The organism is Pigmentiphaga sp. CHJ604 (genome assembly GCF_036972535.1).
GTDB classification, from domain to species: Bacteria; Pseudomonadota; Gammaproteobacteria; order Burkholderiales; family Burkholderiaceae_B; genus Pigmentiphaga; species Pigmentiphaga daeguensis.
The window spans coordinates 3,864,497-3,887,662 of sequence record NZ_CP136998.1; the positions used below are offsets into that span (position 1 = coordinate 3,864,497).

Annotated in this window: 26 protein-coding genes, 1 tRNA gene and 3 pseudogenes; 12 read left to right on the forward strand and 18 right to left on the reverse strand. The window is 68.2% G+C overall.

Annotated elements, in window-relative coordinates:
* Nucleotides 1-39: 39 nt before the first annotated feature.
* The 10 genes from fliI to fliR all read left to right on the forward strand — a co-directional run bounded on the left by fliI (nucleotide 40) and on the right by fliR (nucleotide 7,346).
* Nucleotides 40-1,407 carry a flagellar protein export ATPase FliI gene (gene fliI / locus R4823_RS18600; RefSeq protein ID WP_303395860.1) on the forward strand — a complete coding sequence of 456 codons (1,368 nt, stop codon included), beginning with the start codon at nucleotides 40-42 and terminating at the stop codon, nucleotides 1,405-1,407.
* 20 nt (nucleotides 1,408-1,427) lie between these two features.
* Nucleotides 1,428-1,883 (forward strand): flagellar export protein FliJ, encoded by a 456-nt coding sequence (gene fliJ, locus R4823_RS18605; protein WP_087841505.1) that lies wholly within the window; start codon nucleotides 1,428-1,430, stop codon nucleotides 1,881-1,883.
* Nucleotides 1,880-3,019 (forward strand): flagellar hook-length control protein FliK, encoded by a 1,140-nt coding sequence (locus tag R4823_RS18610; RefSeq protein ID WP_338615738.1) that lies wholly within the window; start codon nucleotides 1,880-1,882, stop codon nucleotides 3,017-3,019. The genes fliJ and R4823_RS18610 overlap by 4 nt, the downstream gene beginning before the upstream one ends.
* 135 nt (nucleotides 3,020-3,154) lie before the next feature.
* Nucleotides 3,155-3,688: a flagellar basal body-associated FliL family protein gene (locus R4823_RS18615; RefSeq protein ID WP_176400771.1), complete on the forward strand. Its 534-nt coding sequence runs from the start codon at nucleotides 3,155-3,157 to the stop codon at nucleotides 3,686-3,688.
* Between the two features lie 59 nt (nucleotides 3,689-3,747).
* A complete protein-coding gene (fliM, locus tag R4823_RS18620; RefSeq protein ID WP_087839557.1) occupies nucleotides 3,748-4,761 on the forward strand; it encodes a flagellar motor switch protein FliM in 1,014 nt (337 codons plus the stop codon).
* Nucleotides 4,745-5,167, forward strand: a complete 423-nt coding sequence (gene fliN, locus R4823_RS18625; protein ID WP_207958601.1) for a flagellar motor switch protein FliN — start codon at nucleotides 4,745-4,747, stop codon at nucleotides 5,165-5,167. The genes fliM and fliN overlap by 17 nt, the downstream gene beginning before the upstream one ends.
* 6 nt (nucleotides 5,168-5,173) lie before the next feature.
* A complete protein-coding gene (gene fliO / locus R4823_RS18630) occupies nucleotides 5,174-5,509 on the forward strand; it encodes a flagellar biosynthetic protein FliO (RefSeq protein WP_132979308.1) in 336 nt (111 codons plus the stop codon).
* Complete coding sequence (gene fliP, locus R4823_RS18635) at nucleotides 5,509-6,252, forward strand: flagellar type III secretion system pore protein FliP (RefSeq protein ID WP_338619203.1); 744 nt, start codon at nucleotides 5,509-5,511, stop codon at nucleotides 6,250-6,252. Before fliO ends, fliP begins: the two co-directional genes overlap by 1 nt.
* 43 nt (nucleotides 6,253-6,295) lie before the next feature.
* Entirely contained in the window at nucleotides 6,296-6,568 is a 273-nt protein-coding gene (fliQ, locus tag R4823_RS18640; RefSeq protein ID WP_087839561.1) for a flagellar biosynthesis protein FliQ, read from the forward strand.
* Between the two features lie 4 nt (nucleotides 6,569-6,572).
* A complete protein-coding gene (gene fliR / locus R4823_RS18645; protein WP_338615746.1) occupies nucleotides 6,573-7,346 on the forward strand; it encodes a flagellar biosynthetic protein FliR in 774 nt (257 codons plus the stop codon).
* A 20-nt stretch (nucleotides 7,347-7,366) separates the two neighbouring features.
* On the opposite strand, the pseudogene R4823_RS18650 reads toward fliR, so the two are convergent.
* The 7 genes and pseudogenes from R4823_RS18650 to R4823_RS18680 form a co-directional block, all read right to left on the reverse strand.
* Nucleotides 7,367-8,323 (reverse strand): annotated as a pseudogene (locus tag R4823_RS18650) (HAMP domain-containing sensor histidine kinase); the annotation flags it as partial.
* Nucleotides 8,324-8,881, reverse strand: a pseudogene (locus R4823_RS18655) (sensor histidine kinase N-terminal domain-containing protein); the annotation flags it as partial.
* Nucleotides 8,865-9,542: a response regulator transcription factor gene (locus tag R4823_RS18660; protein WP_087839563.1), complete on the reverse strand. Its 678-nt coding sequence runs from the start codon at nucleotides 9,540-9,542 to the stop codon at nucleotides 8,865-8,867. The gene R4823_RS18660 and the pseudogene R4823_RS18655, both read right to left, overlap by 17 nt.
* Nucleotides 9,543-9,639: 97 nt before the next feature.
* Nucleotides 9,640-10,074, reverse strand: coding sequence for a biopolymer transporter ExbD (locus R4823_RS18665; protein WP_087839564.1), 435 nt, complete (start codon nucleotides 10,072-10,074; stop codon nucleotides 9,640-9,642).
* A 15-nt stretch (nucleotides 10,075-10,089) separates the two neighbouring features.
* Nucleotides 10,090-10,812, reverse strand: a pseudogene (locus tag R4823_RS18670) (MotA/TolQ/ExbB proton channel family protein); the annotation flags it as partial.
* Nucleotides 10,813-10,822: 10 nt separating this feature from the next.
* On the reverse strand, nucleotides 10,823-11,572 hold the full coding sequence (locus R4823_RS18675) for an energy transducer TonB (RefSeq protein WP_087839566.1): 750 nt from the start codon (nucleotides 11,570-11,572) through the stop codon (nucleotides 10,823-10,825).
* Between the two features lie 130 nt (nucleotides 11,573-11,702).
* Nucleotides 11,703-12,548 carry a universal stress protein gene (locus R4823_RS18680; protein WP_338615752.1) on the reverse strand — a complete coding sequence of 282 codons (846 nt, stop codon included), beginning with the start codon at nucleotides 12,546-12,548 and terminating at the stop codon, nucleotides 11,703-11,705.
* 429 nt (nucleotides 12,549-12,977) lie between these two features.
* Between R4823_RS18680 and R4823_RS18685 the strand changes: the two genes are divergently transcribed.
* Nucleotides 12,978-13,235: a hypothetical protein gene (locus R4823_RS18685; protein WP_140416871.1), complete on the forward strand. Its 258-nt coding sequence runs from the start codon at nucleotides 12,978-12,980 to the stop codon at nucleotides 13,233-13,235.
* Between the two features lie 57 nt (nucleotides 13,236-13,292).
* Here R4823_RS18685 and R4823_RS18690 read toward each other — a convergent pair.
* From R4823_RS18690 to R4823_RS18705, 4 genes are all read right to left on the reverse strand, one after another.
* A tRNA-Thr gene (locus R4823_RS18690) sits at nucleotides 13,293-13,368 on the reverse strand.
* 124 nt (nucleotides 13,369-13,492) lie between these two features.
* Nucleotides 13,493-14,137, reverse strand: coding sequence for a maleylacetoacetate isomerase (maiA, locus tag R4823_RS18695; RefSeq protein WP_087839569.1), 645 nt, complete (start codon nucleotides 14,135-14,137; stop codon nucleotides 13,493-13,495).
* Between the two features lie 15 nt (nucleotides 14,138-14,152).
* Nucleotides 14,153-15,103 carry a 4-hydroxy-3-methylbut-2-enyl diphosphate reductase gene (gene ispH, locus R4823_RS18700; RefSeq protein WP_087839570.1) on the reverse strand — a complete coding sequence of 317 codons (951 nt, stop codon included), beginning with the start codon at nucleotides 15,101-15,103 and terminating at the stop codon, nucleotides 14,153-14,155.
* Entirely contained in the window at nucleotides 15,103-15,576 is a 474-nt protein-coding gene (locus tag R4823_RS18705) for an FKBP-type peptidyl-prolyl cis-trans isomerase (RefSeq protein WP_279817408.1), read from the reverse strand. Before R4823_RS18705 ends, ispH begins: the two co-directional genes overlap by 1 nt.
* A gap of 58 nt (nucleotides 15,577-15,634) precedes the next feature.
* Between R4823_RS18705 and radC the strand changes: the two genes are divergently transcribed.
* Nucleotides 15,635-16,327, forward strand: a complete 693-nt coding sequence (radC, locus tag R4823_RS18710) for a DNA repair protein RadC (protein WP_087839572.1) — start codon at nucleotides 15,635-15,637, stop codon at nucleotides 16,325-16,327.
* Nucleotides 16,328-16,330: 3 nt separating this feature from the next.
* On the opposite strand, the gene R4823_RS18715 is transcribed toward radC, so the two are convergent.
* The 7 genes from R4823_RS18715 to R4823_RS18745 form a co-directional block, all read right to left on the reverse strand.
* Entirely contained in the window at nucleotides 16,331-17,350 is a 1,020-nt protein-coding gene (locus R4823_RS18715) for an SMP-30/gluconolactonase/LRE family protein (RefSeq protein ID WP_338615760.1), read from the reverse strand.
* 8 nt (nucleotides 17,351-17,358) lie between these two features.
* Nucleotides 17,359-18,321: a 3-keto-5-aminohexanoate cleavage protein gene (locus tag R4823_RS18720; RefSeq protein WP_087839574.1), complete on the reverse strand. Its 963-nt coding sequence runs from the start codon at nucleotides 18,319-18,321 to the stop codon at nucleotides 17,359-17,361.
* Nucleotides 18,322-18,334: 13 nt separating this feature from the next.
* On the reverse strand, nucleotides 18,335-19,111 hold the full coding sequence (locus tag R4823_RS18725) for a cyclase family protein (protein WP_087839575.1): 777 nt from the start codon (nucleotides 19,109-19,111) through the stop codon (nucleotides 18,335-18,337).
* 15 nt (nucleotides 19,112-19,126) lie between these two features.
* The gene (locus R4823_RS18730; protein ID WP_243724428.1) at nucleotides 19,127-20,440 is read right to left on the reverse strand and encodes a TRAP transporter large permease; all 1,314 of its coding nucleotides are present in this window, start codon (nucleotides 20,438-20,440) and stop codon (nucleotides 19,127-19,129) included.
* A complete protein-coding gene (locus R4823_RS18735) occupies nucleotides 20,437-21,009 on the reverse strand; it encodes a TRAP transporter small permease (RefSeq protein WP_279817414.1) in 573 nt (190 codons plus the stop codon). Before R4823_RS18735 ends, R4823_RS18730 begins: the two co-directional genes overlap by 4 nt.
* Nucleotides 21,010-21,029: 20 nt before the next feature.
* Complete coding sequence (locus R4823_RS18740) at nucleotides 21,030-22,085, reverse strand: C4-dicarboxylate TRAP transporter substrate-binding protein (RefSeq protein ID WP_087839578.1); 1,056 nt, start codon at nucleotides 22,083-22,085, stop codon at nucleotides 21,030-21,032.
* A gap of 71 nt (nucleotides 22,086-22,156) precedes the next feature.
* Nucleotides 22,157-22,855 carry a TetR/AcrR family transcriptional regulator gene (locus R4823_RS18745; RefSeq protein ID WP_087839579.1) on the reverse strand — a complete coding sequence of 233 codons (699 nt, stop codon included), beginning with the start codon at nucleotides 22,853-22,855 and terminating at the stop codon, nucleotides 22,157-22,159.
* Nucleotides 22,856-23,166: the final 311 nt, after the last annotated feature.

The following is a 23,166-nucleotide window of genomic DNA, read 5'->3' on the forward strand; positions in this document are numbered from 1 at the left end:
GCCAGCCTGGCCCGTTTCCTCGAAGGCTGCACCGCCCGCGTGCGGACCGCGTCGCCCGTGGCCGCATCGGGCCGCCTGACGCGCGTGGCCGGACTGGTCATGGAAGCCGTGGGGCTGAAGCTGCCGGTGGGCAGCACCTGCCGGATCGTGCAGGCCCACGATCGCGCCGCCGAGGCCGAAGTAGTGGGCTTCAACGGCGAGCGCCTGTTCCTGATGCCATCCAGCGAAGTCCATGGACTGACGGCGGGGTCGCTGGTGATGCCGCTGGAGCCGCAGCGGTCGCCCCCTTCCTACCCGCCGGCCGACCAGGCAGCCGACGCGGAACTCCCGGCCGAGGAAATCACCAAGCACCTGCCCGTGGGCGATGCATTGCTGGGGCGCGTGGTGGATGGCGCCGGGCGCCCCCTGGACCGGCTGGGCCCCATCACTTCCGCCCAGCGCGCGCCGCTGGCCGCGCGGCCCATCAATCCCATCGAACGCCAGCCCATCGAGCGCCCGCTGGACGTCGGCGTGCGCGCCATCAACGCCATGCTGACGGTGGGACGCGGACAGCGCATGGGCCTGTTCGCCGGCTCCGGCGTCGGCAAGAGCGTGCTGCTGGGCATGATGGCGCGCTACACCGAGGCCGACGTGACCGTGGTGGGCCTGATCGGCGAACGCGGCCGCGAAGTCAAGGAATTCATCGACCACATCCTGGGCCCGGAAGGACTGGCGCGGTCAGTCGTGGTCGCGGCGCCCGCCGATGCCGCGCCGCTGATGCGCCTGCAAGGCGCGGCCTACGCCACCGTGCTGGCCGAGCACTTCCGCGACCAGGGCAAGAACGTGCTGCTGATCATGGATTCGCTTACCCGCTACGCGATGGCCCAGCGGGAGATCGCGCTGGCCATCGGCGAACCGCCCGCCACCAAGGGCTATCCGCCATCGGTATTCGCCAAGCTTCCCGCGCTGGTGGAACGCGCCGGCAACGGCACGCACGGCGCCGGCTCGATCACCGCCTTCTATACGGTGCTGACCGAAGGCGACGACCAGCAGGACCCCATCGCCGACTCGGCCCGGGCCATCCTGGACGGCCATATCGTGCTCAACCGGGCACTGGCCGACACCGGCCACTATCCCGCGATCGACATCGAACAATCGATCTCGCGGGCCATGCACAACATCGTGGGCGCCGAGCAGCAGCGCCATGCGCGCACCCTGAAAAAGCTGTTCTCGCGCTACCAGCGCTCGCGCGACCTGATCCAGGTGGGCGCCTACGTGCCGGGAACCGATCCCGAACTCGACCAGGCCATCGCCGCGCACGCCACCATCGGCAATTTCCTGCAGCAGGACATGCAGGCGCGCGCGCCCTATGCCGACAGCCTGACCCTGATGACCGCCATCGCCGAACACTTCGGCGCCGGCACTTGACCCGCCTCCAGAGGCCCGCCATGACGTCCACCACCACGCTCGCCACGCTGATCGAACTTGCGGAAGCACGCAAGAACAAGGCCGCCCAGGAATTCGCCCAGGCCGCCGCGGCACATTCGCGCGCCCGGGAACGCCTGGTGCTGATCGAGAACTACCGCTCGGACTACGAATCGCGCATGCGCAACCAGACAGGCATAGGCCTGGACGGCACGCTGGTCGGCAATTACGCCCGCTTCATCCAGCAACTGACCGACGCCGTCGAACAACAGGCGCAGGAAGTCGAGCGCTGCGCCGGCCATATGAACGCCACCCGGGCGGCGTTCTTCGACGAAGAGCGCAAGCTCAAGTCCCTGGAGATCCTGGCCCAGCGGGAAACCCAGCGCCAGGAGTCGACCGAGGCCCGGCGCGTGCAGAAGCAGATCGACGAATTCGCCCATCGCCGGCATTTCGGCGCCGCGACGGGATACGCGCTGTGAGCGCGCTGCCCGTCTCCTTCGTCCAGCCCGCCGCGGCGCCCGCCCCCGCCTCGGCGGGGTCCGGCGACGGCACGCCCGCCGGCCTTCCCTTCGAGGACGTGCTGGCGACGGCGTCCGAGGCCCCGGCCCCCGCCCGGACGGAACCCCCGGCCCAGCCCGAGGCGGCGGACGCCGATGCCGCCAGCGGCCAGGACGATGCCGATCCGGCGATCGCGCCGGACCTGCCCTGGCTGTCGCAGTGGGCGAGCTACCTCGCTCCCGCGGCCGCGCCGCCCGTGGACCCGGCCATGACGCCGGCCGCCGCCACCGACGCCGGCGATGCCCTGGCTGCCGTGCCGCCCTCCGCGGCGCAGGCGGATCCCGCCGCTCCGCGTCCCGCCGCGGCCGAACAGGAAACCGTCTCCCTGGCGGCGGCCCCGGCTTCCGGCGTGACCGCGCGCCCCGCGGCCGCGACGGCCGCCTCCGGCGCCGCTCCGGACCCCGCCGGCCGGCGCGTGGACAGGACGGCGTCCGCACCCCGCACCCCGCCGCCGGCGGCCTCGCGGCCAGCCGTGGCGGACACCGCGCCCCCCGAGACCTCCACCGGCCCGGCCGGAGTGCTGCAGGCATCCGCCACGGTCCCGGCCAACACCCCGGCCCCCCACCACGCGCCCGCGTCCGCGGCCCGCAACGAGGTCCCGTCCGTGCCCGGCGCCCCGGTACCGTTGCACGCCGGCGCCTTGCAGGATCGCATCGACACGGCCTTGCGCTGGATGGCCGGCGGCCACCTGCAAACCGCGCAGTTGCGCGTCGACCCCGAGGCCCTGGGTCCCATCACCATCCATCTGCGCCTGGACGGCGATGCCGCCAGCGTGGTGTTCGGCAGCAATCACGAATCGACGCGCCAGGCGCTGGAAAGCTCGCTGGCCGGCCTCAAGGACGTGCTGGCGGCCAACGGCCTGAGCCTGGGCCAGGCCTCGGTCGGCAGCGAACAGCAGAGCGGCTTCCTTGCCGCGCGACAGTTCGCGGAACGCGAGGCGCAGCCTGGCCGCGCGCCGGCCGCCGGCGCCGCTGCCTCGGGCCCCGCCGACGGTCCGGCCGCCCCCGTCGCGCGCGGCCGGGCGGCGGGCAACGGCATGGTCGATCTGTACGCGTGAGGCGCGGCCGGGCGGCCCGCCGGCCAACTGCAGGATTTCCCCTGCTGTTCCACGGATCGTCCCCCATCCGCTTCTGGATAATGCAACCTGGGGGCAGTTCGCTGCCCTTTCCCATCGACTCCGGAGATGTTGTTCATGGCCGAGGCTATTGTTCCCGTGAAACGCGCCCGCACCTGGATCTTCGTGCTGGGCGGACTCGTGCTGCTGGTCGTGATCGCGGCCATGGCCGCCCTGCTGCTCATCCACAACAAGCAACTGGCCAGCTTCGAGACTTACAGCTACGCCGGATCGCAGCAGTCGGACGACGCTGCCCAGCCGGGATCCTCGGGCACGCCGGCCGCGCCGGCGAATTCCGGCAAGCACGTCTTCACGGCCCTGGACCTGTTCACCGCCAACCTGGCCGAGCGCGACAATGACCGCTTCGCGCAGGTGGGTGTCGTGATCGAAGTGGCCGACGCCAAGGCGGGGGCCGCCCTGACCGCGGTCGTGCCGCCCATCCGCAGCGAGATCCTGCTGCTGCTGAGCTCCAAGACCGCCGACGAACTGCTCAGCCTGAAGGGCAAGCAGACGCTAGCCGCGCAGGTCGTCGACATCGCCCGGAAGTACATCGCGCCGGAGTTCCGCACCAGCGTCTATGCCGCGCACTTCTCCAGTTTCGTGATCCAGTAGGTCCCGTTGCGCCGTGACGCCGATGACGCATCCCCACGACGCCGCCCGGAGCGCCCACGATGGCCGGTGAATTCCTGTCGCAAGACGAAGTCGATGCCCTGCTGCGGGGCGTCACGGGCGAGCACGACGACCAGCCCAAGGACGAAGTGCCCGTCGGCGGCATACGCCCCTACAACCTGGCCAAGCAGGAACGCATCGTGCGCGGCCGCATGCCGTCGCTCGAGATCATCCACGACCGCTTCGGCCGCCTGCTGCGCGTGGGACTGTTCAACTTCCTGCGGCGCAACCCCGAGGTCTCGGTCGGCCCGGTGCGGCTGGTCAAGTACAGCGAGTTCCTGCGCAACATCGTCGTCCCGACCAACCTGAACATCGTCTCGCTCAAACCCTTGCGCGGCAATGCCCTGTTCATCTTCGAACCGCGGCTGGTGTTCTCGGTCATCGACAACCTGTTCGGCGGCGACGGCCGCTACCACACCCGCGTCGAGGGGCGCGACTTCACCGCCACCGAGCAGCGCATCATCCAGCGCATGCTGGCGGTCGTACTGGACGAGTACGCCAAGGCGTGGGCCGCGGTCCACCCCATGCACTTCGAATACCAGCGTGCCGAAATGCATACGCAGTTCGCCAACATCGCCACGCCGTCCGAGATCGTCGTCTGCTCGACGTTCTCCATAGAATTCGGCTCGTCCGGCGGCGACTTGCACATCTGCTTTCCGTACGCATCGGTCGAGCCCATCCGCGATGCGCTGTACAGCCCCGTCCAGGGCGACCAGATGGAACCCGACAAGCGCTGGCTGCGCATGCTGTCCAAGCAGATCCAGCTGGCCGACGTCGAGATGGTGGTCAACCTGGCCCAGAGCGAACTGGTGTTGCGCGACTTGCTGAACATGCAGAAGGGCGACGTCATCCCGATCGACATCGCCCCCACGCTGCCCGCCTACGTGGACGGCGTGCCCATATTCGACTGCAAGATCGGCGTCAGCAACGGGCAGTACGCGATCCGTATCGGCAAGGTGCTGGCCACCCTGCAATCGGAAAACCAGTTAGGAGATGAGAATGGAAGCGGATCCTGAACACCTGCCCGAGCCGCCCGGCGCCACGGCCGACGACGACTGGGCCGCGGCGCTGGCCGAGCAGTCTCAGGCCAGCGCCGCGGCGCGACCCGCCGACGAGCTGTTCGAGCAGTTCACCCCCGGCGGCGAGACGTCCAGGACGGTCAACGACATCGAGATCATCATGGACATCCCGGTCACGCTGACCGTGGAGCTGGGCCGCACCCGCATCCCCATCAAGCAGATCCTGCAACTGGCGCAGGGGTCGGTGGTGGAGCTCGACGGCCTGGCCGGCGAGCCCATGGACGTGATGGTCAACGGCTGCCTGATCGCCCAGGGCGAGGTGGTCGTGGTCAACGACAAATTCGGCATCCGGCTGACGGACATCGTCACGCCGTCCGAGCGGCTGCGCCGCCTCAACCGCTAGGTTCCCATGATTTCCCCCGGCTCGACCCTGCAGACCGTGCTGGCGCTGATCGCCGTCCTGGCGTTGATCATGGCTTGCGCATGGCTGCTGCGGCGCGTCCAGCGCCCCCAGGGCGGCGGCGACCATCCGCTGCGGCTGCGCGGCCAGCTGACGGTCGGTCCGCGCGAACGCGTGATCCTGGTCGAGGTCGCGGACCAGTGGATCGTTGCCGGCGTCTCGGCAGGCAACGTCCGGCCGCTGGCCGTGCTGCCGCGCCCCGGCGACGCGCCCCCTGCCGACTCCGTCCCGGCCGCCCCGCTGCCCGACTTCCGTGCGCTCCTGGCCCGCTTCGGCAAGCAATGATGCGTACGCTCCTGTTTCCCCTCGCCCTGCTCCTGCTGCTGGCCGCCGGCGGCGTCCACGCGCAGGAAGCCGGCATCCCGGCCCTGACCAGCAGCCCGGCCCCGGGTGGCGGCACCACCTGGTCGCTGTCCCTGCAGACGCTGCTGGTGCTGTCGGCGCTGAGCTTCCTGCCCGCCGTGCTGCTGATGATGACCAGCTTCACGCGCATCATCATCGTGCTCTCGCTGCTGCGCAGCGCGCTGGGCCTGCAGGGGTCGCCGCCCAACATGGTGCTGGTCGGGCTGGCGCTGTTCATGACGCTGTTCATCATGACGCCCACGTTCGACAAGGTCTATACCGAGGCCTACCAGCCCTTCGACAGCAAGCAGATCGACTTCCGGGAGGCCGTGGACAAGGCCCAGGTGCCGATGAAGGACTTCATGCTCAGGCAGACCCGCGAATCCGACCTGGCGCTGTTCATGCGCCTGGCCGGCACGCCGCCGGTGTCCGAGGCGGCCCAGTTGCCGCTGCGCGTGGTGGTTCCGGCCTTCGTGACCAGCGAACTGAAGACGGCGTTCCAGATCGGTTTCATGGTCTTCCTGCCCTTCCTGGTCATCGACCTGGTCGTCTCCAGCGTGCTGATGTCCATGGGCATGATGATGCTGTCGCCGGTGCTGATATCCCTGCCTTTCAAGCTCATGCTGTTCGTCCTGGCCGACGGCTGGAACCTGCTGATCGGCAGCCTGGTCGCCAGCTTCCGATGAACCTCCCCTCGCCGCATCCCGCGCGCCTTTTCAAGGGACTCCCATGAACAGTACCGCCGGCATCCTGACCCTGGCGCAAGAGGCGGTGCAGATCGCCATCTATCTTGCCGCTCCGCTGCTGTTGTCGGCGCTGGTCGTGGGCCTGATCATCAGCGTGCTGCAAGCCGCGACCCAGATCAACGAAATGACCCTGTCATTCGTGCCCAAGCTGGTCGCCATCTTCGCCGCCGCGCTGATCGCGGGTCCCTGGATGCTGTCGATGATGACCGATTACATCCGGCGGCTGTTCGAGAACATTCCGTTCATGCTGGGCTAGGCGCGTGCTGAGCTTCACCGACGCGGACATCCATGCCGCGATCGCGGCGCTGCTGTGGCCCTTCGTGCGCACCCTGGCGCTGGTGCAGACCGCACCGGTGTTCGGCCACCGGGCCGTGCCCCAGCGGGTCAAGATCGGCCTGGCGCTCCTGATCTCCTTCCTGGTCGCCCCCGCCATACCGGCCGCGCCCGTGGACGCCTTCTCCGGCACCGGCCTGCTGCTGCTCCTGCAGCAGATCATCGTCGGCGCGGCCATGGGTTTCGGCCTGCGCGCGGTCTTCGCCGCCTTCGAACTGGCGGGCGACCTGGTCGGATTGCAGATGGGCCTGGGCTTCGCGTCCTTCCTGGACCCGCAGCGCGGCGCGCCTTCGCCGCTGCTGGCCAACTTCCTGATGCTGTCGGCCCTGCTGGCCTTCCTGGCGACCGACGGCCACCTGACGCTGCTGCTGACCCTGGGCGACAGCTTCCGCATCATTCCCGTTTCGCCGCATCCGCTGGACAACCTGGACTGGCTGCGGCTGGCCAACCTGGGTTCCCTCGTCTTCGCAGGCGGCCTGCAGATCGCGCTGCCGGTGCTGGCGGCGGTCCTGTCCATCAACATCGCGCTGGGTTTCGTCTCGCGCAGCGCGCCGCAACTCAACATCTTCAACCTCGGCTTCGCGGTCACGCTGCTGGCGGGCCTGCTGCTGCTGTGGCTGACCTTCGGCGTGCTGGCCGGCCCCATGGAACGCATCGTGGGCATCGCCGTGCCCTATTTCAAGACCGCCGTCATACGCTGAGGCGCTCGACCCGCCGCGGCCTACCAGTCCGGCTGCCGCGGCTCGATCCGTACCCGGCTCAGATGGGCGCCGATGCGCGGCCCGGGAAACACCAGGCTGATGCGGGTACCGGCGAACTCGGGACGGCTGCGCAGGTCCCAGTGCGCACCATGCGCCTCGGCGATTTCCTTGACGATGGCCAGTCCCAGCCCGGATCCTCCGGCCTGCGAGTTCTTCGCCCGGTAGAAGGCATCGAAGACCCGCGCCCTGTCCTCGGGCGCGATGCCCGGCCCGTCGTCCTCCACCACCAGGCTGGGCGGCGAGTCGTTCACGCGCAGCACGATCTGCCCCGGCCCCCCGTGGTAGCGGATGGCATTGTCCACCAGGTTGCCCAGCAACTGGTCCAGCAGCACCTCGTCGCCGTCGACCCAGACCGGTTCGTCCGGCGCGACCAGCACGATCTCGACATGGGCCTGGCGCGCCGCCGGCACCCAGCGTGCCCCGCATTCGCGCGTCAGCTCCGTCAGGTCGATGCGCCTGAACGTGTCGCGCGGACGCACGTTGGCATCGATGCGTGCCAGCACCAGCAATTGCTCGCCGACCCGGATCATGCGGTCGGCGGCGGCCTTGATCCGCTCGGCCCGCTGGCGCACGTCGTCCGGCACCGGACGCGCCAGCATCAGCTCGGATTCCAGCTTGAGCCCGCTGAGCGGCGTGCGCAATTGATGCGCCGCGTGGCCGATGAAGCGGCGCTGCGCGGCCACCGCCTCGTCCAGCCGGCCCAGCAGGGAATTGGTCTTGGCGATCAACGGCGTCAGTTCGCTCGGCACGTCGTCGCCGCCTATGGGCTGCAGATCGTCGATGCTGCGGCTCTCGATCTCGTCCGACAGCTTGCTGACCGACTCCAGCCCCGAGCGCACGGCGGTGACGATGACGAAGCCCAGCAGCGCGATCAACAGCAACTGGCCCGCCACAAGTACCGACAGGATCTCTTCGATGAAGCGGCTGCGGGTGTTGAGGGTCTCGGCCATCGCCACTTCGACCAGATAGTCGTCGAAGCTGAAATCCAGCGCCACCGCGCGCACCGGCAAGCCTTCCACCAGCGAGTCGTAGATCGTCGGCACGGCCTTGTTGATGCGGTCGAGCAGCGTGGGCGGCTCGGCGCCGTCCTCGTCGGCACCGTCCGGGTCGTCCACCACCGGCGGCGAAGGCAGGACGGCCGTGCCGGCGATGATCTCGCCGTCGACGCTGATGCGGAAATAGGTCCGCTCGTCGGGGTCCGTGGTCAGGAAACGCGTGGTGTTCCAGGCCGGATCGAGCTGCGGCCCCTGGGGAGTCATGACGACCTGGCGCGCCAGCGCGCGGGTGGTGTCGACCAGCGCTCGGTCGTGGGACTGGGTATTGAGCTTGCGCGTCAGGACATAGGTGATGACGCTGTCCATCGTGGCCAGCAGCAGCACGGCGGGCAGCAGCCGCACCAGCAGATGCCAGGCCAGCGAGCGCCGGTGCAGGACCCGGTTCTCGGGAGCGGGCCGGACGTCACTGCGCGACGGCATCGGACTCCAGCAGATAGCCGAACCCGCGTACCGTCTGGATGCTGACCCCCGCTTTCTCGAGCCGCTTGCGCAGGCGATAGACGTAGACCTCGACGGCGTTTTCGCTGAAATCGGCATCCCAGGCCGACAGCGAATTGACGATCTGACGCTTAGTGACGACGCGGCCGGCGCGCGCCATCAGCATCTCGAGCACCGACAATTCGCGCACCGACAGCGCGACGCGCTCGCCGCCGACCCGCAGTTCGCGCCCGATCGTATCGAAGCTCAGGGCGCCGACCTCCATGATCGGATTGACCTGGCCGGCGCGGCGCCGTATCTGGGCCCGCACGCGCGCCGCCAGCTCGGGCAGCTCGAAAGGCTTGGTGACGTAGTCATCGGCGCCGGCATCCAGGCCGGCGACCCGGTCTTCCAGCGCATCCCGCGCGGTCAGGATCACGACCGGCACCGGATTTTCGTTGGCCCGCAGTCGCCGCAGCACGGTCAGGCCGTCTTCACCCGGCAGGTTCAGGTCCAGCAGCACCAGGTCGTAGCCCTGGCTGGCAAGCGCGGCCGAGGCGCGCTCGCCGCTGGAGACGAGATCGACGGCGTAGCCCTGGTCGCCCAGGAACTCCGCCAGGGCGCCCCCCAGGGTGGCGTCGTCTTCGATGACCAATACACGCATATGACAAAGCGCCGGCGAACCGGCGCAGCGAGAAAGGGGAAAGCCGCTAGGGTAAACCCAGGCGCCGCCGAAAGCTAGGGCCTGTTCGCGGCGCCCCCTATTTGGCCGCCGGCGGCGGCTCGGGCGTACTGACGAAGCCGATGCGCTTCATCCCCGAGCGGGAGGCATCGGCCATGACCTGCGCCAGGACCTCGTAGCGGGTGTTCTTGTCGGCGCGCAGGTGCAGCTCGGGCTGCGGCGTGTCCTTGGACACGCTGGCGAAACGGGCGGGAAGGTCCTCCAGCGACACTTCGGCGTCGTTCCAGAACACCTTGCCGCTGGCGTCGATCGCCAGGTCTATCTTGGCCGGGTCGGAATCGACCGGCGCCGAAGTCGCCTGCGGCACGTCGATGCGCACCGCGTGGGACAGCAGCGGCGCCGTGATGATGAAGATGACCAGCAGCACCAGCATCACGTCGATGAGCGGCACCATGTTGATCTCGGATTGCGGCGCGCCCGATCCCGCACCGCCATTGAAACTGCCGAAAGCCATCGAAGACTCCTAGTCTTATTCGCCCGCCTTGGCCTTCAGGGCGCGCACGTTGTTGTCCGTGACGATCTGCTGGCCGGTGGTCAGGAACGCGAACAGGTCGTGGGCGAAGGCGTCCAGGCGCGCCAGCAGCACGCGATTGCTGCGCGTGAAGAAGTTGTAGGCCAGCACCGCCGGAATGGCGACCGCCAGGCCCAGGCCCGTCATGATCAGCGCCTCGCCCACCGGGCCGGCGATGCGGTCGATGGTGGCCGCGCCGCCCTGGCCGATGGACACCAGCGCATGGTAGACGCCCCACACCGTGCCGAACAGCCCGACGAAGGGAGCCGTCGACCCCACCGAGGCCAGCAGCGTCAGGCCGTTCTCGAGCTTGGCGGTTTCCTCGTCGATGACCTTGCGCATGGTGCGCGTGACGAAATCGGACTGCGAGCCCGCCTCTTCCAGCTTGGCCGCGCCGAACTTCGCGTGGTGCAGGCGGGCGTACAAGGCGTGGCTGGTCAGGTGCGAGAACGGATCGTTGGCGCCGTGCGTGGTGATTTCGCGGTCCACGGCCTCGAGCGAGGTCGCATTCCAGAAATGCTGCAGGAAGGTCTCGCCCTGCCGCCGCGAACGCATGTTCGCGATGGCCTTGACGACGATCAGGTACCAGGTCGCGAGCGACATCAGTACCAGGATGAAGAACAGCGCCTTGCCCAGACCGTCGGTCTGAGAGACGAAGTGCGCAAAGCCCAGGCTCGGGGTCTCGGTCATGTCAGTTCCTGAGAGTGAAATCGAACGGCACGATGGCGATCGCGGCGATCGCCATGCCGTTTTCGGTATACGGTTTGAAGCGGCCGCGCCGGGCGGCGTCCAGCGCCGCCTCGTCCAGCCGGTTGAATCCCGAGGATTTCTCCAGCGTGGCCTTGTCCACCAGTCCGCGGGTATTGATCAGCAGGCGCACCAGTACCTTGCCTTCTTCGCCCAGTCGTTTGGACGTGCGCGGATACTCGGGCATGGGCGGCGCCCCGAGGTATTCGATGCGGCCGACCAGCTTGGGCTCGGTGGACACAGGCGCCTGCGGCGCGGCCGTCCGGTCGGCAGGCTCGGGCTTGCCGCTGGGAGGCTGCGACACGGCGGGCGCCGGCGCGGGTGCGGGCGCCGGTTCCGGGGCGGGCTGCGACAAGGCGGTTTCGGAAGGAGGAGCCGGTTCGGGCGGCGGTGGCGCCGGCTTGGGGGGCGGCGGTTTGGGAACGGGCTTGGGAGTGGGCTTGGGAGGAACGGGCTTGGGCTCGGGCTTCGGAGCGGGAGGCGTGGGGGCCGGCGGCGCGGCCGCCACCTGGACCTGGGGCGCGATCTCGACGAACCGCACCTCGACCGTCTCGACCGGCTTGGCCACCTGCGGCTCGGCCTTGGCCACCAGCATCGCGCCGACCACTGCCACATGCAGAAGCACCACCGCGATGCCAGCGCCGACGCGCAGCCCGACGGGGGCTGGCGTATTCCAATGCAAGGTGGCACTCATTCGAATGAATCGCGTAGCAGACCGTGAAGGTCGCTACGATATCACAAATGCGACTTATTCGCAGTTAGGTAACAACAACGAGTAACAACAGCGGTGCGCCGGCTCGCCAGCCGCACGCACCGCCCCGGCTTCAATGCTCCATCGTCCGCACGATCAGGGCGTCGCAAGGCGTCAGATAGATCAGCCTTTCCGCCACGCTGCCTATCGCGGTCCGCAGCAGTCCCGTCAGGCCATGCGTCCCCACCACCAGCAGGTCGGCCGGATGATGGCGCACATAATCCGGCACCGCGCCCTCGGGCATCCCGTGCTGCAGCACCAGCCGCGTGCCGGGCTGCCCCGCCTGCGGCAGATTGTTCGCGATGAAGCCGTCGGCCAGGCGCTCGGCCGCCCGCTTCGCCGCCTCGATCTCGTCCTGGTCCGGGTCGGCCTTCAGCGTGGGATAGGCGTGGAACAAGGTCATCTGGGCGTCGGGAAAGAATGCCCGCGCCGCGTTCATCGCCTGCCGGGCGCCCTCGGAGAAATCCGTGGCCGCGACGACCTGCCGGTAGGGGCGATGGGGACGCTTCTTCACGATCAGGATGGGCAAGGTCGACTCGCGCGCCAGCTTCTCGACCGTGGAGCCCAGCAGCAGCCGGCCCAGCGTCTCGTCGCGCGCCACCCCGGTCACGATCAGGTCGCATTGCCGGCTGCGGGCGGTACGCTGGATCACCTCGACCGGATTGCCGGTCTCCAGCACCAATTCCATCGGCACGTCCACTTCGCCCACGATGTCGCGCAGGGCGCGCTCGGCCGCTTCCATGTCCGCTTCGCGGTTGCGCGCCATCAGCCGCTCGATCAGCGGCGACTCTTCGATGACGTGGAGCACGACCAGCTTGCAGCGCCGCTGGCGGGCGATGTCGATCGCGCGGTCCAGTGCGCGGTCGCCGCGCGCGCTCAAGTCGGTGGCAAGCAAGATGCTGCAAGTATCGATACCCATGCTGGCATTCCAATGTTGGGGAAACCCATCGTGCCATGAAGCCGGCCCGCACGAACCATCCGAGTTTGGCCGGGCTTGACCTGGATCAACCTCGCGTCACGGGCACGGCTCGAAACAAGGGTATTCCCCTATCAAGAAGTTGATCCGACCCCAAAATGAAACCCATCGTAACAAAATGTGGATATCATCCACGCTCACGGGAAATTCGGAATTTGAGGGGCAAATGGATATGCTTTTTGTGGCTTTGATTGTCCTGATATGTGCTATTTGCGTCACTTTCGTCATCAGGAATCGCCGCCGGGCGCGGCGCCTGGCGGAAATCGCGCGGCGCGGCGGCTCGCTTTGCCCGCGTTGCGGGCGCTACGTATCTCCCGGCGCCCAGGCCTGCCGGCACTGCCTGACCCCGGTACAAATGGCCACGGCGCGACAATGAAAAAAAGACCCCACCCGGCGCGGACGGTGCCCGCCTCCGGCGATCCGACCGAGGACGACAGGCTCCAGGATGTCTGGCCAGGTTGGACGGACGAGACGATTCCCGCCCTGTTCGCGCACCTCTATCTGTTTCGACTGGCTGCCCACATGGTCCTGTCGCCGGCGGAGCTGCGCGCCATCGCGGACAAGGTGGGGCAACTGGCCCGCGACCTGCGGACCATGAACGATCACGACGACGAGGAACCCGCCCCATGAACGCCACCCGGACGGCAAAGAAAAAGGGGCAGCCCGATGGGCTGCCCCTTTTTTTGATGGTGCCGGCAATAGGAGTCGAACCTACGACCTTCGCATTACGAATGCGCTGCTCTACCAACTGAGCTATGCCGGCGAAATCTTCCCGAAGCCTGTCTTTCCGACGCCCGCCTTCCCGACGCCACTTACGCCGCGTCTAAAAGGCATGTGCTTCAAGCTAGCCCGCTATTCTAGCAAAACTTTGCTGGCGTATTCAAATCCTATTCCGCATCCGGCTGCGCGTCGGGGTGGGCTGCCTGGAAGGCAGGCAGCGCGGCGCAATGATCGGCAATCCGCACTACCGTCGGCATGGCCGTCAGGTCCGACTTCAGGCGGCGGGCGTTGTAGACCTGCGGCACCAGGCACAGGTCGGCCAGCGTCGGCTGGTCGCCGTGGCAGCACAGCCCCGTCGCGGGCGAGTCGGCCAGCATGCGCTCGAGCGCGGCCAGGCCGCCCTCCACCCAATGTCGGTACCACTCGTCGCGCCCCTGCTGGTCGATGCCCAGGGGGCTCTTCAGATACTTCAGCACGCGCAGGTTGTTCAGCGGATGGATGTCGCAGGCGATGTCCAGCGCCAGCGCGCGGACGCGGGCACGCTCCGCCGGGGTGGCCGGCAGCAGCGCCGGCTGGGGATGCGTCTCTTCCAGGTATTCGATGATGGCCAGCGACTGGGTCAGGACATGGCCGCCATCCTCCAGCACCGGCACCAGGGCGGCCGGGCTCAGCCGGCGAAAATCCGGCTTCAGCTGCTGGCCGCCGTCCTTGAGCAGATGCACCGCGAGATAGTCGTACGGCAGCCCTTTCAGGGCCAGCGCGATGCGCACGCGATAGGCGGCGGAACTGCGGAAATAACTGTAGAGGCGCATGGAGGCTCCGTAGGACTACAGGCGGACGTTCTTGGACAAGCCCTTGGGCAGCGGGAAGGCGATACCTTCCTCGGCGCCGGCCAGCGTGCGCACCGAGGCCGCGCCCAGCTCCTTCAGGCGGGCGATGACCTGCTGCACCAGCACGTCGGGCGCCGAGGCGCCGGCCGTGACGCCCACCCGGCTGCGCCCTTCCAGCCAGGCCGGATCGATGTCGCCGGCGCCGTCGATCAGGTAGGCGGCCACGCCCTTGCGCTCGGCCACCTCGCGCAAGCGGTTGGAATTGGAGCTGTTGACGCTGCCCACCACCAGCACCAGGTCGCATTCGGGCGCCATGACCTTGACGGCGTCCTGGCGGTTCTGCGTGGCGTAGCAGATGTCGCTTTTCTTGGGCTCGGCGATGTTCGGGAAGCGGGCCTTGAGCGCCGCCGCGACCTGCGCCGCGTCGTCCACCGACAGCGTGGTCTGGGTCACATAGGCCAGCCGGTCCGGATCGGCCACGGCCAGCGCCGCCACGTCCTCGACCGTCTCGACCAGGTACATGCCCGCTTCGGACTGCCCCAGCGTGCCTTCCACCTCGGGGTGCCCCTTGTGGCCGATCATGACGATCTCGTTGCCGGCGGCGCGCATCTTGGCCACCTCGACGTGGACCTTGGTCACCAGGGGACAGGTGGCGTCGTACACCTGCAGGCCGCGCTGCTCGGCCTCGCGGCGCACCGCCCTGGACACGCCGTGGGCCGAGAAGACCACCGTCGAACCGGCCGGCGCCTCGTCCAGTTCCTGGATGAAGATGGCGCCCTTGGCGCGCAGGTCCTCGACCACGTAGCGGTTGTGGACGATCTCGTGCCGCACGTAGATGGGCGCGCCGTAGATCTGCAAGGCGCGCTCGACGATCTCGATGGCCCGGTCGACGCCGGCGCAGAAGCCGCGCGGCTGGGCCAGGACCACTTCCATGGGCGCCTGCGCCATCACATCACCCCGAGTATGGACACATCCACCTTCAGCGCCGAGCCGGCCAGCGGATGGTTGAAATCGAACAGCGCATAGTCCTCGCCCTGTTCCTTGAATACGCCCGAATACCGGCCGCCATTGGGCGCGGCGAATTCGACCAGGTCGCCGGGCTGGAAGGTCTCGTCGCCCGCGTGCTCGCGCAGCATCGCCAGGGTCACGCGCTGGATCAGCTCCGGATTGCGATCGCCGTACGCCTGCGCCGGAGCGAGGGTGAAACTGAAGCGCTCGCCTTCGCCGCGGCCGACCAGCGCCGCCTCCATGCCCGGCGCCCACTGGCCGATGCCCAGTTGCAGCGTGGCGGGACGGCCGGTGAAGGTATCGACGAAAACGCCTCCCGCGCCTTCGCCCGAGGCCAGCGAAATGCGGTAGTGGAGGGTTACGTAGGAGTCCTCACGGACAACGAGGGGCGTGGAGGAAGAAGATGCAGCCAAAGTGTGTCACCGTGTCGATGCTGTGCGCCAAAGAACCGATTTTACCCGTCCCGCCGCCATGCCGACCGCCCTTCCGACCCTACAGGCCTCCCTGCCCCCCGAAGAACGCCCCCGCGAGCGCCTGCTGCGCCACGGCCCCACGGTGCTGACCGACGCCGAACTGCTGGCCGTGCTGCTGCGCACCGGCACGCGCGGCTGCAACGCGCTCGAACTGGGCCGGCGCCTGCTGGCGCAATTCGGCGGCCTGCGCGGACTGTTCGGCGCCTCGCGCGACGAACTCCGGGGCATGCCTGGCATGGGGGAAGTCAAGGCGGCCCAACTGCAGGCCATCCTGGAGCTGGCCCGGCGCGAACTGGCCGAGGAAATCCACCGCGGCGACGCCCTGTCCCGCCCCGATCACGTACGCCGCTATTGCGCCGCCACCCTGGCCCACCGCCGCATCGAGTGCTGCATGGCGCTGTACCTGGACGCGCGCAACTGCCTCATCACCAGCGAAATCCTGTCCCAGGGCACCCTGTCCCAGGCCACCATCTACCCGCGCGAGATCGTCCGCGCCGCGCTGCGCCACCATGCCGCCTCGGTCATCCTCGCCCACAACCACCCCTCGGGCAACGCCGAACCCAGCCAGGCCGACGAACACCTCACCCGCCACGTCCGCGCCGCGCTCGCGCTGGTGGACGTGCGCCTGCTCGACCACATCATCGTGGCAGGCGGGCGGACCACCTCGCTGGCGGAACGCGGGGTGATGTAGGGCCTACCAGTGCGCCATGGGCAGCCCCGCCACGGGCGCACGGAAATACGGAATCCGCTCCCCCCTCAGACTGCCGATGTAAACCGTCCGCAGATCCGGCCCCCCGAACGTCAGGCTGGCGAACCACGGCGCGATCTTCCCGCCGCAGGCCAGCATCATCTCCGGCGTCGCCTCGCTCCGCTCGAACGCCGCCATCAACGCCTTCCCCGCGGCACTGCCGCCATCGTCGTCCAGCACGATCCGCAGCTCCCCTTCCGGCGTGATCGCGAAGACCCGGTCTGTCATCACGTGCGTGCCCCACAGGTTGCCATGGGCATCGAACGCGATGCCGTCGATGAACGCGCCATGATCGGCGGGACCGAACACCTCCCGGCCCGACAGGCTGCCGTCCGGCCCCACCCTCAGGCGCGAGACGCGCCGCGCGCAGGTCTCGGCCACGTACAGCCACTCCTCGCGGGCATCGAGCCGGATCTCGTTGGTGAAATGGAAGCCGTCGGCCACGATGCGCAACCGGCCGTGCTCGTACAGCGCGATATAGCCATCGGCCACCGTGGGATCCATGGCCTGCATCCAGTTCCTGATGCGGGTGGAGATGGTCAGCCACAGCCGATCGCGGCTGTCGCGCAGCACGAAATTGACCTTGCCGATGGGCTGGCCGTCCACGGTGTCGGCCAGCACGCGGGTCTGCCCCTCGCGCGTCATCAGTTCCAGCCGGTCGGTGCCGAAGTTGGAGATGACGATGTCGCCGTTGCGCGCGAAGGCCAGGCCGTTAGGCAAGGTGCCCGCGACAAAGCGGGTGGCGTCGTCGGTGGCCTGGCTGAAATGCGTGTCGGCCTGCTGCGTGACCAGCCGCTGGCTGCCGTCGGGCCGGATGTGGACCACGCCGCCGCGCGCATCGGCGGCCCACAGGGAACCATCGCGTTCGGCCAGGATGCATTCGGGGCGTTGCAGCCCCTGCCCCACATAGGCCATGGCGGCCGGATCGACGACGAAGCCGTCCAGCGGATTGGGAGCGCCCGCCATGGCCGCGCTCAGAAGCCGACCCGGTCCGCGCCCTTGAGCGCCAGCATGGCGCGGGCCTCGTCCGGCGTCGCGATCTCGTGCCCCATTTCCTCCAGGATGCGGCGCACCTTGGCGACCTGCTCGGCATTGGAAGCCGCCAATTGGCCCTTGCCGATGTACAGGCTGTCCTCCAGCCCGACCCGCACGCTGCCTCCCAGCAAGGCCGCCTGCGTGGCGAAGTTCATCTGGTGGCGGCCGGCGGCCAGCACCGACCAGCGGTAGTCGTTGCCGAACAACCGGTCGGCCGTGCGCTTCATGAACAGCAGGTTGTCCAGCTCGGCGCCGATGCCGCCCAGGATGCCGAAGATCATCTGGATGAAAAATGGCGGCTTGAGCAGGCCGCGGTCCACGAAATGGGCAACGTTGTACAGGTGGCCGACGTCGTAGCACTCGTGCTCGAAGCGGGTGCCGTGCTCCTCGCCCAGCATCTTCAGGATGCGTTCGATGTCGCGGAAAGTGTTGCGGAAGATGAAATCGTCGGTATTGCGCAGGTAGCTCTCTTCCCAATCGAACTTCCACTGCTTGTAGCGATCGGCCATGGGGTAGATGCCGAAGTTCATCGACCCCATGTTGAGCGAGCACATCTCGGGCCTGGCCAGCAGCGGCGCGGCCAGGCGCTGTTCCACCGTCATGTTCAGACCGCCGCCGGTGGTGACGTTGATGACGGCGTCGGTGGCTTCCTTGATCTTCGGCAGGAACTGCATGAACACCGCCGGATCGGGCGTGGGCCGGCCGTCCTTGGGATCGCGCGCATGCAGGTGAAGGATGGCCGCGCCGGCCCTGGCGGCGGCGATGGACTGCTCGGCGATGTCCTCGGGGCGGTAGGGCAGCGCCTCGGACATGGTGGGCGTATGGATGCCGCCGGTGACGGCGCAGGTGATGATGATCTTGGGCGCGGCTTTCTTGGCGGGCTTGGCTTGGGTGTCGTTCATCGCGGGCTCCGGTTCAGTCTTCGAAGATGGCCACGGCGCGGGTGAAACCGGCCGAGGCGCCACGGATCTTGTAGGGAAAGCACGAGACGGTGAATCCGTGCGGCGGCAGGCTTTCCAGGTTGCCGAGCTTCTCCAGGTGGCAATAGGCGCGCGCCATGCCGGCGCGGTGCCCTTCCCAGATGATGGAAGGATCCGGGCTCTCGGCGAAGCGCTTGGCGGTGTGCACGAAAGGCGCGTCCCAGCTCCAGCCGTCGGTGCCGGTCACGCGCACGCCGCGCTCGGTCAGGTAGAGCGTCGCCTCCATGCCCATGCCGCAGCCCGCGGACACGTAGTCGGGCTGCCCGTAGCGCGCTCCGGCCGACGTGTTCACCAGCACGATGTCGTAGGGCTCGAGCACGTGGCCGATGCGGGCCAGTTCGGCCTCCACCTCCTCGGGCGTCACCACGTGGCCGTCGGGCAAGTGGCGGAAGTCCAGCTTCACGCCCCGGCTGAAGCACCACTCCAGCGGCACCTCGTCGATGGTGATGGCGCGCTCGCCGCCATCCATGGTCGAGTGGAAATGGTAGGGCGCATCCAGGTGGGTGCCGTTGTGGGTCGAGACATTCAGCCGCTCGATGGCCCACCCCTCGCCCCCCGGCAGGTCCGCCACGTCCAGCCCGGGGAAGAAGGACGCCATGTCGGCGGCGGTCGAGCGGTGGTCGAGATAGGCGATCTGCGGCAGGTGGCCGGGGGGATCGGAGGCGATGCGGTCGTCCAGTGCGACGGAAAGATCGACGAAACGTCGAGGCATGAAGGGCTCCTTCGTTCAGCGTCCGAGCAGGCCGGTGGCCAGCCACGGAAATACCAGGATCAGGGCGAGCACCGCCAGCATGATGGCGGCGAACGGCAAGGCGCCGCGGAAGATCTCGCCCAGTTTCAGTGTGCGATCGGGCGAGGTTCCCTTGATCACGTAGACGGACAGGCCGAACGGCGGCGTCAGCAGGCCGACCTCGACGGCGATCACGGTGACGATGCCGAACCAGATGGGATCGATGCCGAAGGCCTTCATGATCGGATAGAACAACGGCACCACGATCAGCAGGATGGACGAGCTGTCCAGGATGGTTCCCATCGCGACGATCAGCAGCACGTAGGCGATGATGATGCCCCAGTAGCCGATGTCGCTGGCCGCGAGCGCCGCGGTCAGGAACTCCGGCAGGCCGCTCAGCGACAGCATGCGCGAGTACATGCTGGCCGCGATGATCAGGAAGCAGATGGCGGCGGTGACCTGGCCGGTGTCGGTCAATACCCGCCAGATGCGCCCGGGCGGCAGCGCGCGGCGGAACAGGCCGATCACGATCGCGCCCAGCGCGCCGACTGCGCCGGCCTCGGTGGGCGTGAAGAAGCCGCCATAGATGCCGCCCAGCACCAGGCCGATCAGCAGCACGATGGGCAGCGCCTTGCGTCCCATCGCGGCGGCCGACAGGGGCGCGACGTCCTCGGAAATGCTGGCGCCGGCGAAATCCGGACGGTTGCGGGCCAGCCAGTAGACGCCCAGGCCGAAGGCGATGGCCAGCACGATGCCCGGCACCACGCCGGCCAGGAACAGGTCGCCCACCGACTGCTCGGTCAGGATGCCGTACAGGATGAGCAGCAGGCTGGGCGGGATCAGCATGCCCAGCACCGAACTGCCCGCCACGATGCCGTAGGCGAAGCGCTTGGTGTAGCCGTGCCGCAGCATCTCGGGCACGGCCACCCGCGTGAACACGGCGGCCGAGGCGATCGAAATGCCGGTGATGGCGGCGAAGATCGCGTTGGCGCCCACGGTGGCGATGCCCAGTCCGCCCTTGATGCGGCCCAGCATGCGGTTGGCGACATCGAACGCGTCGCGGCCGATGTCGGCCTGCGATACGACGAACCCCATCAGCACGAACAGCGGCACCACGCCGAAGATATAGGAGTCGATGGACTCGGTGGCGGCCAGCGCCAGCATGCGGCCGGTGATCAGGAAGCTGCCCTTGATCGCCAGCACGCCCAGGAAGGAACAGACGGCCAGCGCGATGGCGACGTGCATGCCGGCATAGATCAGCCCCACCATTCCGAACAGCGCCAGCGCGCCGATGACCAGATCGCTCATCATGCCCCCGCCTGCACGGCCCGGCCGTGCGTCGTCGCGGCCGCGCACAGCGCGCGCACCGCCCTGGCCAGGAACTGCAGGCCCAGCGCCACCGTCCCCACCAGCATGATCAGCCGCACCGGCCAGATCGGCGCGGTGAAGTCGCCGATCGCGCCTACGAACAGATCCCGGGTCCAGGCGCGCTCGAACAGCGGCACGAGGCCGTTGAACAGCACCGCGCAGAACGCGGCGCCGATCAGGCAGTACAAGGCCTCCAGCCCGGCCCGCCCGCGCGGCGCAAGCTTGTCCAGCAGCACCTCCGCCCGCGTCAGCCCGCCTAGCCGCAGCGAATGGGCCACCTGCAGGAAGACGATAGCGACGATGGACATGCTGACCATCTCGGGCACGCCCGAGATGGGATGGCCGAAGAACGCGCGGCCGACGATGTCGGAGTTGATGGCGACCATCACGCCCACGATCAGCAGCGTGCCGACCGCGTTCAGGGCCGCGGTGCAGGCATCCAGGATGCGCAGCAAGGGATGGTCGGACGGAGGGAGGAAATCTCCCTCGCCGGTGATGGGGACTTCAGACATGGATGACCTCGCCGCCCGGTTCAGTTCCGATCCCAGTCGCGCACCGGCTTGGCGCCGGCCGCCCGCACTTCCTTCATGTAGGCGTCCAGCACCTGCTTGGCCGGCAGCTTCTGCTTTTGCAGCTCGGCGACCCAGCCCTTGGTCGGGTCCTCGAGCGCCTTGGCATAGGCGCCCCGCAGGCTGGCCGAATCCGGATTGAGCTTGCCGCCCTTGGCGACCAGTTCGTCCAGCGCGGCGCGGGTGGCCTTGCGCAGGTCGTCGGTATACGCCTTCTCGAAGGCGTCGGCGCCGGCCTTCAATGCCTTCTTCAAGGCTTCCGGCTGGGCGTCGTACCAGTCCTTGTTGGCCGCGATGCCGCCCGAGTACTGAGCGCCGTAGCCGATCTGCGTGATGTAGGGCGCGACCTCCTGGATCTTGGCCGGCAGGGCCGCGGTGGCGAAGGTGACCACGCCGTCGTACAGGCCGGTCTGCAGCGAGTTGTAGTACTCGGTCAGGTTGCCCGCGACGCCCACCGCGCCCGTGCCCTTCATCCAGTTGATCGACGTGCCCGGCGTGCCGATCTTGCGGCCCTTGAGGTCGGCCATGCCCTTGACCGGAAACTTCGTGAACAACAGGTAGTCGTCCAGCCCGAAACCACCGCCGATGTAGACGACGTCGTTCGCCTCCCAGGCCTTCATCATCGCCGGGATCTTGCGCTGCACGTCCTGTACCGCCTGCGTCACCAGGCCGGGATCGTCCGATACGAAGGGCGTGTAATAGGTGACGTTCTGCAGCGGCAACTTGGCCGGCTCGAAGATCGTGGGAACCAGCGCGATGTCGGCCACGCCGTCCTGGGCCGCTTCCAGCTCCTCGCCCACCTTGGCCAGCGAGCCGCCGTACTGCTGCTTCCATTCGAGCTTGATGTCCGTCCCCTCCAGCGCCTTGTTCACTGCCGGCACGAAGGACTCCTGCAGATGCTTGACCCAGCGGAACACCGGCGGATGGCCGTTGACCAGCGTCACGGTGATGGTCTTGGCCTGTGCCGCCATCGTGGCGGTGGCCAGCAAGGCCGCCAATGCGGCCGGCAGAATACGCATGCATGTCTCCTTGTCAGGGGGCCGGGCTCGTGGCGGCCCGGTTCTTGCGGCCGGGGCATGGCCCCGGGGAATCAACCGGCTCCGGAACCGGAGCGCGGGGAAAGAACGTGGGGACGGCCCGTGCGGCCGGCGGCACGGTCGGCCGCCAGCGCCTCGATGCCGGCGCTGATGAAAGGCACCAGGCGGGCCATGACGGCATCGACGTCACTGTCGTCGCAGGCGCCGTCCGACAGGCGTCCTGCCCGCCCGGTGGCGGCCATCATGGTCATGCCCACGCCGATGGCGAACATGTAGGACCACACGGCATCGTCCTGCTCCAACTGCGGCAGGACACGGCGGAAGGCGGCGATGAAACGGCGGGCGATCGCGTCGTAGTGGGCGCCGATCAGCGTGCGCGAACGCTCGTCCTCGGCGTTGGCGGTGGCGGCCAGCACCCGCGAGAACAGATTGCCCGCCGGCCCCTCGTGGCCGAACTCCACCGTTGGCCGGAACAAGGCTTCCAGCAGGTCGCCCAGGGTGGGCCGCCCCTGCCCGTCCGGTCCGAACAGCCGGTCCAGCGCGGCCGCGCGGACGGCGTTGATGGCGTCGGAGCGGCGGGCGAACATGGCCTCGTACAGTTTTTCCTTGGTGCCGAAGTGGTAGTGCAGCAATGCCTGGGCCACGCCGGCTTCGTTGGCGATCTGCCGCATGCTGGTGCCATCGAAGCCGTGGGCGGCGAAAACCCCTTCGGCGGCGTCGAGGATGGCGGTCCGGGCGTTCTGGTCGGTCAAGGCGCGCTTCCTGGATAAGGATGCGCTAGCCTAGGCCCTGACTGATCGATCAGTCAACATAGGGTTAGCGAGCAGCCGGCTCCGGTGCCTGGCAGCCCGATGCCGTAGAATCCCGTACCCGTCCCGTGGGGAAACAAGCTGCGTCGCAAACAACGAGTTGAAAAAACGGCGGGTTTCGTGCTATTCTTGCGAGCTTTACGGCGTTGTCTTTGGCCCGCGAGAGCTCTCGCCCCGGGGAAAGCCCTTCGCAAGCGCGCTTTCCGGGCGCGGATGAAGCTGGCTTTCGGCGCACGTTTTCAACGCATTCTGGA

What these genes read in the sequence shown, in the direction of transcription:
- R4823_RS18685 (WP_140416871.1), top strand. Translation starts at nt 12,978, where the DNA reads ATGAAAAAAAGACCCCACCCGGCGCGGACGGTGCCCGCCTCCGGCGAT.
- R4823_RS18675 (WP_087839566.1), bottom strand. Translation starts at nt 11,572, where the DNA reads ATGAGTGCCACCTTGCATTGGAATACGCCAGCCCCCGTCGGGCTGCGC.
- R4823_RS18735 (WP_279817414.1), bottom strand. Translation starts at nt 21,009, where the DNA reads ATGTCTGAAGTCCCCATCACCGGCGAGGGAGATTTCCTCCCTCCGTCC.
- fliJ (WP_087841505.1), top strand. Translation starts at nt 1,428, where the DNA reads ATGACGTCCACCACCACGCTCGCCACGCTGATCGAACTTGCGGAAGCA.
- R4823_RS18730 (WP_243724428.1), bottom strand. Translation starts at nt 20,440, where the DNA reads ATGATGAGCGATCTGGTCATCGGCGCGCTGGCGCTGTTCGGAATGGTG.
- R4823_RS18665 (WP_087839564.1), bottom strand. Translation starts at nt 10,074, where the DNA reads ATGGCTTTCGGCAGTTTCAATGGCGGTGCGGGATCGGGCGCGCCGCAA.
- fliQ (WP_087839561.1), top strand. Translation starts at nt 6,296, where the DNA reads ATGAACAGTACCGCCGGCATCCTGACCCTGGCGCAAGAGGCGGTGCAG.
- fliM (WP_087839557.1), top strand. Translation starts at nt 3,748, where the DNA reads ATGGCCGGTGAATTCCTGTCGCAAGACGAAGTCGATGCCCTGCTGCGG.
- R4823_RS18725 (WP_087839575.1), bottom strand. Translation starts at nt 19,111, where the DNA reads ATGCCTCGACGTTTCGTCGATCTTTCCGTCGCACTGGACGACCGCATC.
- R4823_RS18680 (WP_338615752.1), bottom strand. Translation starts at nt 12,548, where the DNA reads ATGGGTATCGATACTTGCAGCATCTTGCTTGCCACCGACTTGAGCGCG.
- R4823_RS18615 (WP_176400771.1), top strand. Translation starts at nt 3,155, where the DNA reads ATGGCCGAGGCTATTGTTCCCGTGAAACGCGCCCGCACCTGGATCTTC.
- R4823_RS18740 (WP_087839578.1), bottom strand. Translation starts at nt 22,085, where the DNA reads ATGCGTATTCTGCCGGCCGCATTGGCGGCCTTGCTGGCCACCGCCACG.
- fliP (WP_338619203.1), top strand. Translation starts at nt 5,509, where the DNA reads ATGCGTACGCTCCTGTTTCCCCTCGCCCTGCTCCTGCTGCTGGCCGCC.
- fliN (WP_207958601.1), top strand. Translation starts at nt 4,745, where the DNA reads ATGGAAGCGGATCCTGAACACCTGCCCGAGCCGCCCGGCGCCACGGCC.
- radC (WP_087839572.1), top strand. Translation starts at nt 15,635, where the DNA reads ATGCCGACCGCCCTTCCGACCCTACAGGCCTCCCTGCCCCCCGAAGAA.
- fliO (WP_132979308.1), top strand. Translation starts at nt 5,174, where the DNA reads ATGATTTCCCCCGGCTCGACCCTGCAGACCGTGCTGGCGCTGATCGCC.
- maiA (WP_087839569.1), bottom strand. Translation starts at nt 14,137, where the DNA reads ATGCGCCTCTACAGTTATTTCCGCAGTTCCGCCGCCTATCGCGTGCGC.
- R4823_RS18715 (WP_338615760.1), bottom strand. Translation starts at nt 17,350, where the DNA reads ATGGCGGGCGCTCCCAATCCGCTGGACGGCTTCGTCGTCGATCCGGCC.
- R4823_RS18660 (WP_087839563.1), bottom strand. Translation starts at nt 9,542, where the DNA reads ATGCGTGTATTGGTCATCGAAGACGACGCCACCCTGGGGGGCGCCCTG.
- ispH (WP_087839570.1), bottom strand. Translation starts at nt 15,103, where the DNA reads ATGGCGCAGGCGCCCATGGAAGTGGTCCTGGCCCAGCCGCGCGGCTTC.
- R4823_RS18720 (WP_087839574.1), bottom strand. Translation starts at nt 18,321, where the DNA reads ATGAACGACACCCAAGCCAAGCCCGCCAAGAAAGCCGCGCCCAAGATC.